This window comes from Cohnella sp. WQ 127256, from assembly GCF_024519285.1.
GTDB lineage: Bacteria > Bacillota > Bacilli > Paenibacillales > Paenibacillaceae > Cohnella.
The window spans coordinates 314,595-328,087 of the sequence record NZ_JAMZCY010000002.1; the positions used below are offsets into that span (position 1 = coordinate 314,595).

Sequence of the window (13,493 nt, forward strand, 5' to 3'; positions counted from 1 at the left end):
TGTAAGGCATGAAACACAGAACCGGTTGGATCCTGCTAGGCTTGGCTCCCTTTGCGATCATGGTGCTGGCGTTCCAAGTTGCACCGATCTTGTCCATGCTAATGGGCAGCATCAGTAAGCCTGGGGTTCCAGGCTTTACGCTTAACCACTACGATAAAATCTTCCACAGCGCTTATTATTTGCAAGCAATCAAGAATAGTCTTCTCATCGCTGTCTATTCCAGTCTTATCGGAATCATCGTGGGGCTCTTCTGCGCGTATTCGATTACTCGCTTTACGACAAAGATCCGAGACAGGCTGCTTATGTTGTCGAACATGACCTCGAACTTTGCGGGTGTTCCGCTTGCATTCGCTTATATTATTCTGCTGGGTAACAACGGTGTGTTTACCCTGTTGTTTAAGCAATGGGGCTGGGACGTATTCGCAGATTTTAACTTGTATAGCTGGTCCGGACTTGTGCTAATTTATGTGTATTTTCAGGTGCCACTGGCTTTGTTGCTATTGTACCCATCCTTCTACGGGATTCAAGAGCAATGGAAGGAAGCTGCTGCATTGCTAGGAGCTCGTCCATGGCAGTTCTGGAGAACGGTTGGAATTCCGATGCTCACCCCTGCGATTTTCGGGACACTTGGCATCCTTTTCGCTAATGCGATGGGGGCGTATGCTACAGCTTACGCGCTCGTCGGTGGTAACTATAATTTGTTAGCCATCCGAATAGGCTCACTCGTTGCGGGAGATATCGTGAATCAACCGGAGGTAGGCAGCGCATTAGCGGTTCTGCTTGCGTTATCAACTTTACTAGCTGTCTATTTGAATCACAGAATGTCCAAGCGCTCGCAACAATTCACCGCTTCGTATGCTTCCGGTTCTAGCTCCAAGCGTATCCGTTCGCGCAAGCAGCAATGGAACGCGACTAAGGAGGAGGTAGGCACATGAACCAACGAAAAGTAGGCTGGACACACCGTTCTCTCATGCTATTACTGATGATCTATTTGTTGCTTCCTTTACTGGGAACGTTCTTGTACGCCTTCGCTAAGGAATGGCAGACTACGGTACTACCCGAAAGCTGGACCCTGGAATGGATACGTGAGATGTTCCGAGATGCCCGATTTCTCGATGCGCTATGGACTTCATTATACCTTTGCTTGATTAGCGTAGCATTGAGCCTCGCAGTTATGCTTCCTGCCGTATTTGTTATCACTGTGTATTTTCCGAAATGGGAGACGTTTATGAAAGGCCTTGTTGTGTTGCCCTATGCTGTTCCTGGTGTTGTGGCCGCGGTGGGGTTGATCCGAACCTATTCCTCCGGATTTATCGATATTACAGGTACAGCGTATATCTTGATTGGTGCTTACTTTATCGTCATTCTTCCTTATATGTATCAGGGAATCCGCAATAGTCTGCTTACCGTTTCTGCTGTTGAGCTGCTGAATGCGGCAGAACTACTGGGGGCGTCACGAATGAGGGCATTCGTCACGATAATATTGCCGAATATATGGCCGGGTGTCATTATCTCGACTTTGTTGAGCTTTTCCGTTCTGTTTGGGGAATTTGTGCTCACGAACATGCTTGTTGGTGGCCATATCCAGACGATTCAGGTGTATTTGTACCAACGGGTTAATGAAAGCGGGCATTTGGCCAGTGCGATTGCGATCGCTTACTTTGTATTTATTCTTATCGTGTCTACAGTGCTTATGAAGCTTGGCAAAAAGTTCAATAAGGTGGTGGGTAGATGAACGCGTCCTACTTGGAGCTACAAGGTATTCGAAAAACGTTTGGGGATACAATCGTGCTGAACGATGTGGATTTAACGATTCGAGAGGGAGAGCTGTTAACGCTGCTTGGCCCCTCGGGTTGTGGGAAGAGCACTTTACTACGTTGTATTGCTGGACTTACGGAGTTGGATGGCGGTCGAATTTTATTGGGTCAGAAGGATATTGCCAACCTGCCGCCTCGAAATCGTGAGATCGGAATGGTGTTCCAGTCCTATGCCCTATTTCCAAATCTAACTGTCTTTGAAAATATTGAATATGGACTGAAGATGCGCGGTGTGGCGAAGAAGGAACGAATAAGCCGATGTGAGGAATTAATTGCACTCGTTGATCTGGGAGATAAACGAGATGCATATCCTCAGAATTTATCCGGGGGACAGCAGCAACGGGTCGCTCTTGCCAGATCAATAGCCGTAAAGCCGAAGGTGCTGTTACTTGATGAACCACTCAGCGCGCTTGATGCCAAGATTCGTAAAAACCTACGGAGCGAAATCAGAGAGATCCAGAAGCGGTTTAAGATGACAACCGTATTCGTTACCCATGATCAAGAGGAAGCGCTCACTCTGTCTGACCGCATCTGCATTATGAACAATGGTCAAATTGTGCAGGACGGAACACCGGAATCACTATATTCAACACCACGTACGGAGTTCGTTGCACGATTCATGGGTAGCTACAACGTGCTTTCTCATATGGAAGCAACTCGGCTGTTCGGTGAAGGGATAGGCTCGGCAGCAAGCTTTGCCCTAAGGCCGGAGTCGGTCAGGTTACTGTCTGTAAATAAGAGTACGAATGAGTATGACGAAATTGCGGCTGGCAAGCGAATCATAGAGGGAACGATTGATTCTGTTCATGTGCTTGGCAATGTTATTCGTTATGTCGTTGAGACGACAGGTGTCCGATTGACGATCGATATTCTGAATGACGGCCGCTCCTTGAGAACCGATGAACAAAGAGTTGTCCGGTTAGCACTTGATCCTTCCCAGCTGTTGCAATTGGAGAAGGAAGGAGCTTGAAGGATGTCTATTTCTTCCGAACAACGTAAACGAGTTATTGATGAGCGATTAAAGCTGGAAGGGCAAGTCAAGGTGTCCGACTTATCCTTACGTTGTGCCGTCTCGGAAGAAACGATCCGACGGGATCTCGTTTCATTAGAGAAGGAAGGACACCTGAAACGTGTATACGGTGGAGCTGTCCTGGCCAAACCGGCGAATTATGAGCCTCCCTATTTGCTCCGACAACAGGTGAATTCCGAGCAGAAGGCGTTAATCGGCTCGAGGGCTGCAGAGCTGATCTCTTCAGGAGATACGATTGTCATTGACGTGGGTACGACAACGCTTGAGCTAGCTAAGGCGATCTCAGGGAAGGAGCGCCTAACCGTACTGACCAATTCGATTGCAGTTGCTTATCATCTGATGGAGTCCTTAAATGAAGGGAGATTTTCGGGTAAAATCATCGTCATCGGCGGACAGTTAAACCCGGAGCAGCAATCCTTGTCTGGAGCATTGGGTGAAGAAGTGATGGCGCAGTTCAGGGTAGATAAGGCGTTCATATCGGTTGGTGGCTTGTCCATGAAGCGAGGAATTAGCGATTATGATCTGAATGAAACGATCCTCTCACGGAAAATGATCGAAGCGGCTGACCAGACCATTGTGCTGGCTGATGAATCAAAGCTTGATAAGGAAGCATTCACTGAGATTACACCTATTCACTCCGTGAATACGATTATCTGTAATGTGTCTCCGCCTAAAGAATGGCAAGCAGCGTTAAGGACTCATCACATTCAGTGGATTGAAGTCCAAAAAAAAGGGCTTTCTCAGGGGTCTGGATAGACCCTTTGAGATAGCCCTCGATTATTTGATCTTTTTTTTGTAAACGACTAAGATTGCGCTTCTTTGTTCGCTTTTGTTGGTTGCTGTTGTTTTGCTAATAGATCCGTAGCAAATATTAATGACCTGATCATCATCTAGCTCAGCTAGGAATTCATTCACTCGCTTCTCGGCTAATGACATGTCCGTATCGACAAACTCTTTAACTTGTATCATGGTATAGCTCCTTCACGCATTATTCATACCCTAAGCATTTATAATTCATCGTAAAATGCCAGGATGCGTTCAACATAGCATGGAGTGAAACCGGTGTCAACCTAATAAGGGCAAAGGGGAGTGCCCTTTTTCTCTGTAGGTTCGGCTTGTTGGCTATTCCGTCATCTTTGAAGCTTTGTTCTGTCCCCGAAGCGTATTCCGATCCCAGAACACTCCTTCCGAATAGCCCTGAATCGAGGAGTCGCTATCTGCAAGCGCAAGCCGTTTCTCGGTTAGGCAGCAGTACGTATCATCGATCTCAATGCCGACATAACGTCTATTTAATTTTTTGGCTACGACGGCCGTCGTTCCCGCTCCGCCGAATGGGTCAAACACGACGTCGTTCTCGTCTGAGCTCGCAAGAATGATCTTGGCGAGAAGCTTTTCCGGCTTCTGGGTCGGGTGATCTGTATTTTCGGGCATGGACCAGAACGGAACCGTAAGATCCGTCCACAGATTGGAGGGATGCGTAAGCCTGAATTTTCCGTCGGTATCATCCTCCCAATCTTTTGGGGCGCCCTCCTCGGTCCGATAAGGAGCAATGACCTTTCGCTTCACCTTTACACGATCCACGTAAAACTTGTAGTCGCTGGATTTTGTACAATGCCATATATCCTCCGAGGCGTTCTTCCAATTGGAAAGCGCTCCTCGGCCTTTTTCACGTTCCCACGTAATTCGGTTAATAATGTGCAAGTATTTCGAGGCGACCTCGAAGATCGAATGGCTTGACCGCCAATCGCCGCAAATATATACGGTTGCATGAGGCTTCAATATACGAACAATTCGCGAGAACCAACCATCCAGCCATTGTGTATATTGTTCATTATTCATTTGGCTAAAGGTTTTTCCGTTAAAGGTTTTCGTTAGATTATAGGGAGGATCGATGAACAGCAAATCGACAAATTCATCTGGCAAATAATCGAGTGCTATAAACAGGTCTTGATTAATTGTACGGTTGATGATCGCTTCCGGCTCCATTGCTGTTGTTAACGTAATGAGCTTTGCACCATACTGGAGTCTCTCTGATTCATCAAGTGTAATCGTACGATTTCTTTCAGCCCGCTTTTTGTCTTGCACCTGCAACACCGCCTAATCTATTTCTATAAGATATTTTCATTGTAATATATCATTGTAATAGAAACGTAACACTTTATGAGGCTCAAATCCTGAACATTTTTTGCCTTCGTTCCGTCTATTAGGGTAAGCATAACCCAAACCACTCTATCAGAACAGAGGGAAGGAACAATCCAAATGGACAAAAAGAATGCTAGAATGAAACAACTTAAAAAAGGGATAATTGCACTGACGGTTACAGCAGCTCTTGTATCGGCTCCTTTAGTATTGCCCGCGAAGCACGTGAATGCGGCGTCAGTTTCTTCCTATAAGATCATAAACCAAACGATTAATGTGGATGGTGTGAAGACACAGTTACCGGCAATTAGCACAGATAGTACGACTTACATCGCGTTGCGCAGCTTGAACCAAAGCATCGGATTAACGACGAAGTGGGATAAAGCCAACAATACCGTTACTGTAACAGGTCGCGATCGGGTGCTTGTGCTTAATCTGGGGAGTGGTGTCACCCTATTGAATAATCAGCAACTGTATGGATTGCCGGCTATCGTTCAGAACAATACGACTTATGTTCCGATCCGATTTCTACTAGAGCGGATGGGTTACGGAGTTTCCTATGACAAAGTTACGAAAGGGATTGGGATTGAAGCAATTAAAGAGAACGATCTCAAGATTTCGACAGCTGTCATCAAGGAGAATGACGTTAAGCAAACGATACTTGTTAATTACCCGCAAATATCGGGTTTCGCTAACGAAGCTGTGCAGAAGAAAATCAATGATAAGTTGAAATCAGAAGCCGAAGCGAACGTAGAAGCTACCCGAGGCTTGCTCAAAGAGGCATTGGGGGATCCGATAGATGATTCCCTGCCAGACGTTTCTTTCGAAGGGACTTATACGATTACCTACAATGAACAGGGAAAGCTTAGCCTATATGTGAACTATTACATCTATACAGGTGGTGCACATGGTTCGACTGCGCGCGTGCCTTATACGTTCGATCTTGCAACAGGCAACCAGTTAACGTTGAAAGAAGCAGCCGGTGGTAATGCCAAGTACGTATCGATCATCAATAATGAGATTCAAAGCCAGATTAAAGCACGCGGAATTGGGCTATTGAATCCATTCAAGACAATCGAACAAGATAGGGAGTTCTTCTTGAAGCATAATGGGGTTGTTGTCTACTTCACACAGTACGAATATACACCGTACTCAGAAGGCATGCCTGAGTTTGAAGTCCCGTTCGTGGCTTTTAAGTAATAATGCTAATAAAAAATGGTGTAACCGTTCAGATTATTGAGCGGTTACACCATTTTTTTCATAAAATCCAAGTTTTTGTTGCCAAGTTAATTTACAAACTGATAAACTCATAATAATTTGAATAGTCTAAATACTCTATCAAATACTTTCTAGGAGGAACCGTGATGAGGAAAGCATGGTTGATCGCTTTGGTTGTTGGTCTTGTACTTGTTCTAGCTTCTTGCGGCGCGAAGGAAGACAAAAGCGGCTCCAAGAATGACGAGGGTGGGGCAGAAGTGAAGGTGTACCAATTTGCTACTGATGCGACTTACCCTCCGATGGAAAGTATGGACAAGGAAACAATCGTTGGCTTTGATATCGATTTTCTGGCAGCGGTGATGGAAGAAGCGGGTTTAGAGTATGAGATAAAAAATATTGGTTGGGACGCATTACTTGAAAGTGTGAAAACTGGCTCGGAGTTTGATGGAGGAATATCATCGATCACGATTTCTGAGGAGCGGAAGCAAACCTACGATTTCTCTATTCCTTATTTCGAATCTACTAACATGATTCTTGTTAAGGAAGGAAGCGACATTAAGAACGCTCAGGATCTTAAGGGGAAGAAGGTTGCTGTTCAAGGTGCAACGACTGGCGATAAGCTGATGACGGGAATTATGGGTGAGGGCAATAATGATTTGAAGAGATTCGAGAGTAACGCGCTAGCACTGCTTGAAATGGAGAGCAATGGGGTAGATGCGGTTGTGGCGGATAATGCCATCATACAAGAATACACGAGGAACAATCCGGATAAGAAGTTCGTGACTATTTATGACAGAGAAAACTTTGAATCCGAGTACTACGGCATTGCTTTTCCTAAAGGCAGTGAATTGAAAGCGAAGCTGGATCCGGCTATTAAGACTGTGCTGGAAAGCGATAAATACAAGGAAATGTACAAGAAGTGGACTCAGAGCGAAGCGGATATGGCTGGACTACTGAGCGCACAGTAAATGAAGAGCATGCGTAATGGGAACGTTACGCATGCTTTTTTTACGATTCAGAGCAGGGTTGAGGTGATCGGTTGAGTGCGACTAGAATTCAGATTTGACATCATTAGTGATTATTTTCCCTTGTTTATGCGCGGAACATTATACACGCTAGGAATCTCTCTGTCGGGTATTATCCTCGGATCGATTCTAGGGCTTATTATCGGCTTCGGCAATATGTCGAAAAGATGGTATCTGCGTTGGCCAATGCAAGGCTATATTCATCTCTTCAGAGGTACGCCACTCTTTTTGCAAATTCTAATCGTGCACTTCGGAGTTGTCGTCATGGTCATAGGTAAAACGGATGCGATCGTTGCCGCTATTACTGCGCTAGCCTTGAATGCTGCAGCTTATACAGCTGAAATCTATCGAGCGGGAATACAATCCATTGATCGAGGACAATCCGAGGCCGCTTATTCCTTAGGGATGACAAAGTCGAAGGTTATGCGTTACGTCGTATTACCGCAAGCGATTAAACGAATGATTCCAGCCTTCGGGAACGAGTTTATCGTGCTGATAAAAGATTCATCCTTAGTAGCAGTAATCGCTGCTCCTGAGCTTATGTATTGGGCTAAATCTGCAAATGCCCAGTATACAAGGATATGGGAGCCTTACTTGGCTGCGGCGGCGATCTATCTTGTCCTGACCTATTCCTTACATAGATTATTGATCTATCTAGAAAGGAAAATGTGACATCATGAACCCGATCATTCAAGTGAAAAACCTATCCAAGTCGTTCGGAGCTAATGTCGTACTGCAACATATCGAGCTTGAGATTGAAAAGCAGCAGGTAGTTGTCGTCATAGGACCGTCCGGATCTGGGAAGTCGACGCTACTCAGGTGCTTGAATCTACTGGAAAAGCCTGAACAAGGTGAGGTCTGGATTGAAGGTCGTTCGCTAATGGATAAAAAAATGAAAATCGAGGAAATTAGAACCGAAGTTGGAATGGTGTTTCAGCAATTTAACTTGTTCCCGCACATGTCGGTTATCGATAATATTATGCTTTCCCCTATGAAGGTTAGAAAGTGGAGTTCGTCTCAGGCTCGTAAGAAGGCGATTGAGCTGCTCCACAAGGTTGGATTAACGGAGAAAGCGGAAGCTTATCCAAGCTCACTATCAGGTGGACAGGCTCAGAGGGTGGCCATTGCAAGGGCACTAGCTATGGAACCGAAGATAATGTTGTTCGATGAGCCGACCTCCGCGTTGGATCCGGAGATGGTTGGGGAAGTGCTGGCCGTTATGAAGGATTTGGCCAATGAAGGAATGACCATGATTGTCGTGACACATGAGATGGGGTTTGCCCGCGAAGTCGGAGACGAGATCATTTTCATGGAGCAGGGTCAAATTGTGGAGAAGAGTTCACCACAGCAATTGTTCGACAATCCGAAGCATGAACGCACGAGGGAGTTTTTGTCCAAAGTATTGTGAGGATATGCATTCCAACATATTCACGTAAAAATGGCTGTACAGGAGTGTTCTTACTCCGTACAGCCATTTTTACTTGTGATTCTTACTTAATGATTTCTGGCTCGGGAGCATCAACTCCGCGAGTATCTACAGTAACCTTCTTCATTACGGGTGGTGTATCTGGGCGGTCACTTTTGTTTCTAGGTAATTTTACGATCTCGTTGACAGCATCCATACCTTCAGTCACTTTACCGAAAGCAGCGTATGCTCCGTCTAGGTGAGGAGAGTCAGCTACCATAAGGAAAAATTGCGAGCCAGCGCTGTCTGGACTTTGTGCGCGTGCCATGGACAATACTCCAGGCGTATGCTTCAGGTTGTTCTCGAAGCCATTTTGCGTGAACTCACCAGCGATGGAATAGCCTGGGTCACCCATTCCTGTTCCTTCTGGGTCACCGCCCTGAATCATGAAGCCAGGGATGATGCGGTGAAAAATGGTGCCATCATAGAAGCCTTTTTTCACGAGGGAAATGAAGTTGTTCACTGTGTTAGGAGCGACTTTCGGGTAAAGCTCAACTTTGATGATGCTACCGTTGTCCATTTCAATCGTAACGATTGGATTATCGCCAGATGTGTCTACGTCTTTCATTGGGGAAGCCTCCTCAGATGGTGTTGGTGTAGATGCAGCACCGTTATTAGCCGTTGCATCGGATGAGTTTCTTGCTTCTTCTTTAGCTCCGCATCCCGTTACGATAAGCAGGAGTGTGAAGAGTGTAAGAAGTGAAACCGTTATTCGTTTTTTTGCGACGTACAATTTCGAATCCCCCTTATTCTCTATATCCTTTTGTATCATAACAAATGATGGAGGAGGAATCCACCGATGCCCCATGAACAAATCTTAATAGGACCTAACGTCTCTGGAGAGGTTGTCGTGTGGTCCATCTGAATTCACACAATTTCGTAGTGAGCGCGGCAACGTTCTATTAAAGAACCTGTATCCATGCAGTATTGAGAGTTAACCGACATTCTATTTACGTAATTATCGTTTTGTAATTGCGAGTAAAGATCGTTAAGTGCTGACCGTACCAATCCCGCTTTCGTTCTCCCCCATTTGTCATGGAGGTGATCTACTGTATCAAAGGCTTCTTTCAATGTAGGCTTATTAAAATATTGTAAGAAGGATGCCCATTGAACAAGATCAAAATACTTTATGTTTTCAGATAGAATACATTCGCCCCATCCGATGTGACCGCAACACGTTATTCTAAGCAATCCATACCGGCATTTCGCAGGTTCGTTGGTACATTCTCCATCTGGTAATCCATAGGGATCATCAAATTGGTACAATTGAAAGCTCGTTATCCTATCTTCCTCAACCATGTCACGCACTCCTTGATTCTCTCTTATTGCGCTTACGAGGTTAGCTGTCGGATTCGGGCCTGAGAGTGGCCCTACTTGTGGATTTTGCAATCCTTCAAGATTCACCCCAGCGGCTGTGCCGCGTTGGTTCCCCCGCTCCCCCAAAGGGAATTCAGCGATAGACAAATCCGAATATAACGCGGAGAGCCATCATTTGTAAAATAGAGACTGATCCAAAAAAGTCTATAGGTTGGCAATTTCGCTTGATTTACGGTTAATTAATGCTGTAAAAGAGCCTTTTTCGCGTATTCGGATAGCTCAAACTCGCTCTAGCTTATATTTTCATTATTGGCTGTGCAGATGTGAAAAAAAGGAGAATATGTGATTTGCGCAAATTACAAAATCCTGAGAGATAGAGAGTATTCAAGAGCTTCCTAGAGATCCTAAAGGTTGTAAGCGGTACGATCTACCTCTTTGCCATAATTTGATGCACAGCCACCATTGGTAATGCTTTACAAAGATTTGTGTCAGGCGTAGTATTCGATTCATGAAATCGATATTGTTCCATTCGTAATCGCTGAGTTTCCGTAACTGGAAAATGGGGGAACCAATTGGCGGTGTAAGGATCGGCGTGAGAGCCGAGAATACACCGTCCGGGGTGAATCCCGAAGCGGCCGCACCTAGGATGCAGCCACTTCGGGTAGGGCGACTCTCACCGCCCGAATCCGACAGCTAACCTCGTAAGCGTTGATGGGCGCATCCTATGATTTGATAGAGGGATGCGTGCAGTGGAGAGAGGATGATGAGCTTGTGACCGATGCGGCCGCAGGGTTAACCCTCTGCGGCTTTATGATGTCTATTTATCGCTGAATCCCTTAATGAATAGGGAGCGGGGGAACCAAAGGAATTCCAGAATGATGGAATCCATGGGGTGAATCCGGAAGGCTGAAGCTATGGCTTCAAGCCGGAAGGTAGGGCGACTCTCAGGCCCGAATCCGACAGCTAACCTCGTAAGCGTACCGAGAGAGGCAACGACAATCGTGAGTGGAGACGGCTATTTAAGCCGCACCCTAGAAGCCACGAGAAGAGTACCTCTTCCCAAGGCTTCTTTTTTGTTGCCTCCTCCAGGGTTCTGAACAGGGGGAGAAAGGTTATGGTTAACAAGGATGTCGTGATTGTATCGGCTCCTAATATAGCAGGTGAACGTTTCATGAAGCTGCTGAAACAGAGACAAATTCCATTCGCAGCTATTGTGAATAATTCAGCGGAGTACAAACGCATTGCCGCACTTGGAGCGGAGCACATCATCGTCGTGAATACAACGAAAGAAGATTCATGGCTTATTCCCCAAATTGAGGTAGGCAAAGTATTTCTGTTCGAGAAAAGCTTGAGCTTATGCTGCCGGTACGTTCAGATTTGCCGGAGTTGGACCTCCAAGCCGATTTATGTCATTACGGGAAGCTACAATCCTCGGAATGTCTACAAGGGCTTAGGTGTCGAATACGTCATTCATAGCAATGCTCATGATTATGCATTTCTGATTACCGATGATTTGATATCGAAAACGTAAAGGAGGCTGTTCCATGCTCGATCTATATATGGTTCTAATCTTGGCGGGAACATTCGCGTTATTCTATGGCTTCTTGGCATGGTGCAATCGGGTAGTCGATGAGGCGGGAGGAGATCGAAAATGATTATCGTATCGATTTTTACCGTACTTATCTTTCTATATTTGATCTACGCCTTGGTAAACCCGGAGAAATTCTAAGGTGCGAGTGTCGATCGAGACGCTTGGTTGTCATAAAGATTGAGGAGGAAAGTCAATGGGCATTTTGCAAATCATCATTGTCCTAGCGGTTCTTGTACTGCTCGTGAAACCGGTCGGGACTTATGTATATCACGTATTCTCTAATGAACCGAATCGTCAGGATCGAATCTTCGGACCGTTCGAGAAGTTCATCTACTGGCTTATTGGTCTCAAGAATCAAAGTGGGATGACGTGGAAGAAATACGCTTTAAGCTTCCTATTAACCAATATCGTGCTCACTGCCGTCGGTTACTTGATTTTACGGCTGCAGAAATACTTGCCGTTTAATTCGAGTGGCATCGACAACATGGAGCAGACGCTTTCTTTTAATACCATTATCAGCTTTATGACCAATACGAACTTACAGCATTACAGCGGCGAGTCAGGCTTGTCTTACTTCTCGCAGATGGCTGTCATTACGATGATGATGTTTACATCGGCTGCTACAGGTTTCTCGGTCGCTATTGCGTTTGTAAGAGGAATTACGAGCAGGGGAGAGACGATCGGGAACTTCTTCCAGGACTTCGTCAAAGCACATACCCGTATTTTCATTCCAGCGGCCGTTCTCGTCACGCTACTACTAGTAGCACTACAAGTGCCGCTAACGCTCGACCCGACAATAACCATCACTACGGTTGAAGGCGCAGTGCAGAGTATTGCTCTCGGTCCGGTGGCCGCGCTTGAATCGATCAAGCATCTGGGAACGAACGGTGGTGGATTCTTCGGAGTGAACTCGGCGCATCCCTTCGAAAATCCGAATTCGCTGACGAACATCGTTGAAATTTTATCTATGTGGGTCTTACCGGCCTCGCTGCCCTACGTATTTGGTCGGTTCGCGAAAAACCGTAAGCAAGGCTGGGTCGTATTCAGCGCGATGATGACATTGTTCCTGTTATTCCTTTCGCTGATTTATTTCTCCGAGCTTCGTGGCAATCCTGCTATTAATGCGATGGGGATCGATTCCTCGCAAGGAAGCATGGAAGGCAAGGAAGTCCGCTTCGGCATTCCGCAGTCCTCTTTATTCTCCGCAGTAACGACAGCGGCGACAACGGGGACGGTCAACAATATGCACGATACGCTCACTCCTCTCGGTGGTCTTGGGACTCTCGGGGAAATGATGTTGAATGTCGTGTTCGGGGGCAAGGGTGTTGGCCTCATTAATATGCTGATGTATGCGATGCTCGGCGTATTCCTATGTGGCTTGATGGTTGGTAGGACTCCGGAGTTTCTGGGACGGAAGATTGAACCTAGAGAGATGAAGCTGATTGCTATCGCGATTCTCGCTCATCCTTTCATTATTCTGGTCCCGACAGCCATTGCGTTCATGACTGATCTTGGTCAAGGAGCCATCACGAATCCAGGGTCTCACGGCATCACGCAGGTTCTGTACGAATATACGTCATCTGCTGCCAATAACGGTTCCGGGTTCGAGGGATTGGCTGATAATACGCCATTCTGGAACATTACGACGGGGCTAGTTATGTTGTTCGGGCGTTATGTTTCTATGATCGCCATGCTCGCTGTTGCCGGATCACTTGTACGCAAGCAATGGGTTCCTGAGACGGTCGGTACGTTCCGGACGGATAACAAATTGTTTTATGGCATATTAATCGCCACGGTATTCATTATCGGTGCGTTAACATTCCTGCCAGCCATCGTGCTGGGACCGATCGCAGAGCATTTGAAGTTAGGCTAAGGATGAGGTGAACCGTTC

At 46.1% G+C, this 13,493-nt stretch carries 15 protein-coding genes and 3 riboswitches; of the genes, 11 read left to right on the top strand and 4 right to left on the bottom strand.

Features of this window, described 5'->3' with window-relative positions; translation table 11 throughout:
* Positions 1–8 precede the first annotated feature (8 nt).
* The 4 genes from M1K58_RS09510 to M1K58_RS09525 are packed head-to-tail and all read left to right on the top strand — an operon-like array spanning position 9 to position 3,603.
* Positions 9–935 (top strand): ABC transporter permease, encoded by a 927-nt coding sequence (locus tag M1K58_RS09510; protein WP_256758572.1) that lies wholly within the window; start codon positions 9–11, stop codon positions 933–935.
* On the top strand, positions 932–1,735 hold the full coding sequence (locus M1K58_RS09515; protein WP_256758574.1) for an ABC transporter permease: 804 nt from the start codon (positions 932–934) through the stop codon (positions 1,733–1,735). Before M1K58_RS09510 ends, M1K58_RS09515 begins: the two co-directional genes overlap by 4 nt.
* The gene (locus M1K58_RS09520) at positions 1,732–2,787 is read left to right on the top strand and encodes an ABC transporter ATP-binding protein (protein ID WP_256758577.1); all 1,056 of its coding nucleotides are present in this window, start codon (positions 1,732–1,734) and stop codon (positions 2,785–2,787) included. Before M1K58_RS09515 ends, M1K58_RS09520 begins: the two co-directional genes overlap by 4 nt.
* 3 nt (positions 2,788–2,790) lie before the next feature.
* Positions 2,791–3,603, top strand: a complete 813-nt coding sequence (locus M1K58_RS09525; RefSeq protein WP_256758578.1) for a DeoR/GlpR family DNA-binding transcription regulator — start codon at positions 2,791–2,793, stop codon at positions 3,601–3,603.
* A gap of 21 nt (positions 3,604–3,624) precedes the next feature.
* Here the strand turns inward: M1K58_RS09525 and M1K58_RS09530 are convergent, their stop codons facing one another.
* Both M1K58_RS09530 and M1K58_RS09535 read right to left on the bottom strand, forming a co-directional pair.
* Positions 3,625–3,816, bottom strand: coding sequence for a sporulation protein Cse60 (locus tag M1K58_RS09530; protein ID WP_256758580.1), 192 nt, complete (start codon positions 3,814–3,816; stop codon positions 3,625–3,627).
* 153 nt (positions 3,817–3,969) lie between these two features.
* Positions 3,970–4,932, bottom strand: a complete 963-nt coding sequence (locus tag M1K58_RS09535) for a DNA-methyltransferase (protein WP_256758581.1) — start codon at positions 4,930–4,932, stop codon at positions 3,970–3,972.
* Positions 4,933–5,106: 174 nt separating this feature from the next.
* On the opposite strand from M1K58_RS09535, the gene M1K58_RS09540 reads away from it, so the two are divergent.
* The 4 genes from M1K58_RS09540 to M1K58_RS09555 all read left to right on the top strand — a co-directional run bounded on the left by M1K58_RS09540 (position 5,107) and on the right by M1K58_RS09555 (position 8,637).
* Entirely contained in the window at positions 5,107–6,186 is a 1,080-nt protein-coding gene (locus M1K58_RS09540; protein WP_256758582.1) for a PdaC/SigV domain-containing protein, read from the top strand.
* Between the two features lie 164 nt (positions 6,187–6,350).
* A complete protein-coding gene (locus tag M1K58_RS09545) occupies positions 6,351–7,172 on the top strand; it encodes a basic amino acid ABC transporter substrate-binding protein (RefSeq protein ID WP_256758583.1) in 822 nt (273 codons plus the stop codon).
* Positions 7,173–7,298: 126 nt separating this feature from the next.
* Entirely contained in the window at positions 7,299–7,901 is a 603-nt protein-coding gene (locus M1K58_RS09550; protein WP_256758741.1) for an amino acid ABC transporter permease, read from the top strand.
* Positions 7,902–7,914: 13 nt separating this feature from the next.
* The gene (locus tag M1K58_RS09555; RefSeq protein WP_256758742.1) at positions 7,915–8,637 is read left to right on the top strand and encodes an amino acid ABC transporter ATP-binding protein; all 723 of its coding nucleotides are present in this window, start codon (positions 7,915–7,917) and stop codon (positions 8,635–8,637) included.
* Between the two features lie 82 nt (positions 8,638–8,719).
* Here M1K58_RS09555 and M1K58_RS09560 read toward each other — a convergent pair whose 3' ends face one another.
* Positions 8,720–9,427 (bottom strand): peptidylprolyl isomerase, encoded by a 708-nt coding sequence (locus tag M1K58_RS09560; RefSeq protein ID WP_256758584.1) that lies wholly within the window; start codon positions 9,425–9,427, stop codon positions 8,720–8,722.
* 134 nt (positions 9,428–9,561) lie between these two features.
* Positions 9,562–9,993 (bottom strand): hypothetical protein, encoded by a 432-nt coding sequence (locus tag M1K58_RS09565; RefSeq protein ID WP_256758585.1) that lies wholly within the window; start codon positions 9,991–9,993, stop codon positions 9,562–9,564.
* Positions 9,994–10,006: 13 nt separating this feature from the next.
* A riboswitch (cyclic di-AMP (ydaO/yuaA leader) is annotated at positions 10,007–10,160 on the bottom strand.
* Positions 10,161–10,537: 377 nt separating this feature from the next.
* A riboswitch (cyclic di-AMP (ydaO/yuaA leader) is annotated at positions 10,538–10,734 on the top strand.
* Positions 10,735–10,826: 92 nt separating this feature from the next.
* Positions 10,827–11,005, top strand: a riboswitch (cyclic di-AMP (ydaO/yuaA leader).
* 120 nt (positions 11,006–11,125) lie between these two features.
* On the opposite strand from M1K58_RS09565, the gene M1K58_RS09570 reads away from it, so the two are divergent.
* From M1K58_RS09570 to kdpA, 3 genes are all read left to right on the top strand, one after another.
* Positions 11,126–11,542, top strand: a complete 417-nt coding sequence (locus M1K58_RS09570; protein ID WP_256758586.1) for a hypothetical protein — start codon at positions 11,126–11,128, stop codon at positions 11,540–11,542.
* A 120-nt stretch (positions 11,543–11,662) separates the two neighbouring features.
* Positions 11,663–11,740, top strand: a complete 78-nt coding sequence (locus tag M1K58_RS29650; protein WP_372339145.1) for a potassium-transporting ATPase subunit F — start codon at positions 11,663–11,665, stop codon at positions 11,738–11,740.
* Between the two features lie 55 nt (positions 11,741–11,795).
* Positions 11,796–13,475 carry a potassium-transporting ATPase subunit KdpA gene (gene kdpA / locus M1K58_RS09575; RefSeq protein WP_256758587.1) on the top strand — a complete coding sequence of 560 codons (1,680 nt, stop codon included), beginning with the start codon at positions 11,796–11,798 and terminating at the stop codon, positions 13,473–13,475.
* Positions 13,476–13,493: the final 18 nt, after the last annotated feature.

Coding starts and splice junctions, on each gene's coding strand:
- M1K58_RS09545 (WP_256758583.1), top strand. CDS start 6,351: ATGAGGAAAGCATGGTTGATCGCTTTGGTTGTTGGTCTTGTACTTGTT.
- M1K58_RS09525 (WP_256758578.1), top strand. CDS start 2,791: ATGTCTATTTCTTCCGAACAACGTAAACGAGTTATTGATGAGCGATTA.
- M1K58_RS09540 (WP_256758582.1), top strand. CDS start 5,107: ATGGACAAAAAGAATGCTAGAATGAAACAACTTAAAAAAGGGATAATT.
- M1K58_RS09510 (WP_256758572.1), top strand. CDS start 9: ATGAAACACAGAACCGGTTGGATCCTGCTAGGCTTGGCTCCCTTTGCG.
- M1K58_RS09565 (WP_256758585.1), bottom strand. CDS start 9,993: ATGGTTGAGGAAGATAGGATAACGAGCTTTCAATTGTACCAATTTGAT.
- M1K58_RS09515 (WP_256758574.1), top strand. CDS start 932: ATGAACCAACGAAAAGTAGGCTGGACACACCGTTCTCTCATGCTATTA.
- M1K58_RS29650 (WP_372339145.1), top strand. CDS start 11,663: ATGATTATCGTATCGATTTTTACCGTACTTATCTTTCTATATTTGATC.
- M1K58_RS09550 (WP_256758741.1), top strand. CDS start 7,299: ATGCGCGGAACATTATACACGCTAGGAATCTCTCTGTCGGGTATTATC.
- M1K58_RS09530 (WP_256758580.1), bottom strand. CDS start 3,816: ATGATACAAGTTAAAGAGTTTGTCGATACGGACATGTCATTAGCCGAG.
- M1K58_RS09520 (WP_256758577.1), top strand. CDS start 1,732: ATGAACGCGTCCTACTTGGAGCTACAAGGTATTCGAAAAACGTTTGGG.
- M1K58_RS09570 (WP_256758586.1), top strand. CDS start 11,126: ATGGTTAACAAGGATGTCGTGATTGTATCGGCTCCTAATATAGCAGGT.
- kdpA (WP_256758587.1), top strand. CDS start 11,796: ATGGGCATTTTGCAAATCATCATTGTCCTAGCGGTTCTTGTACTGCTC.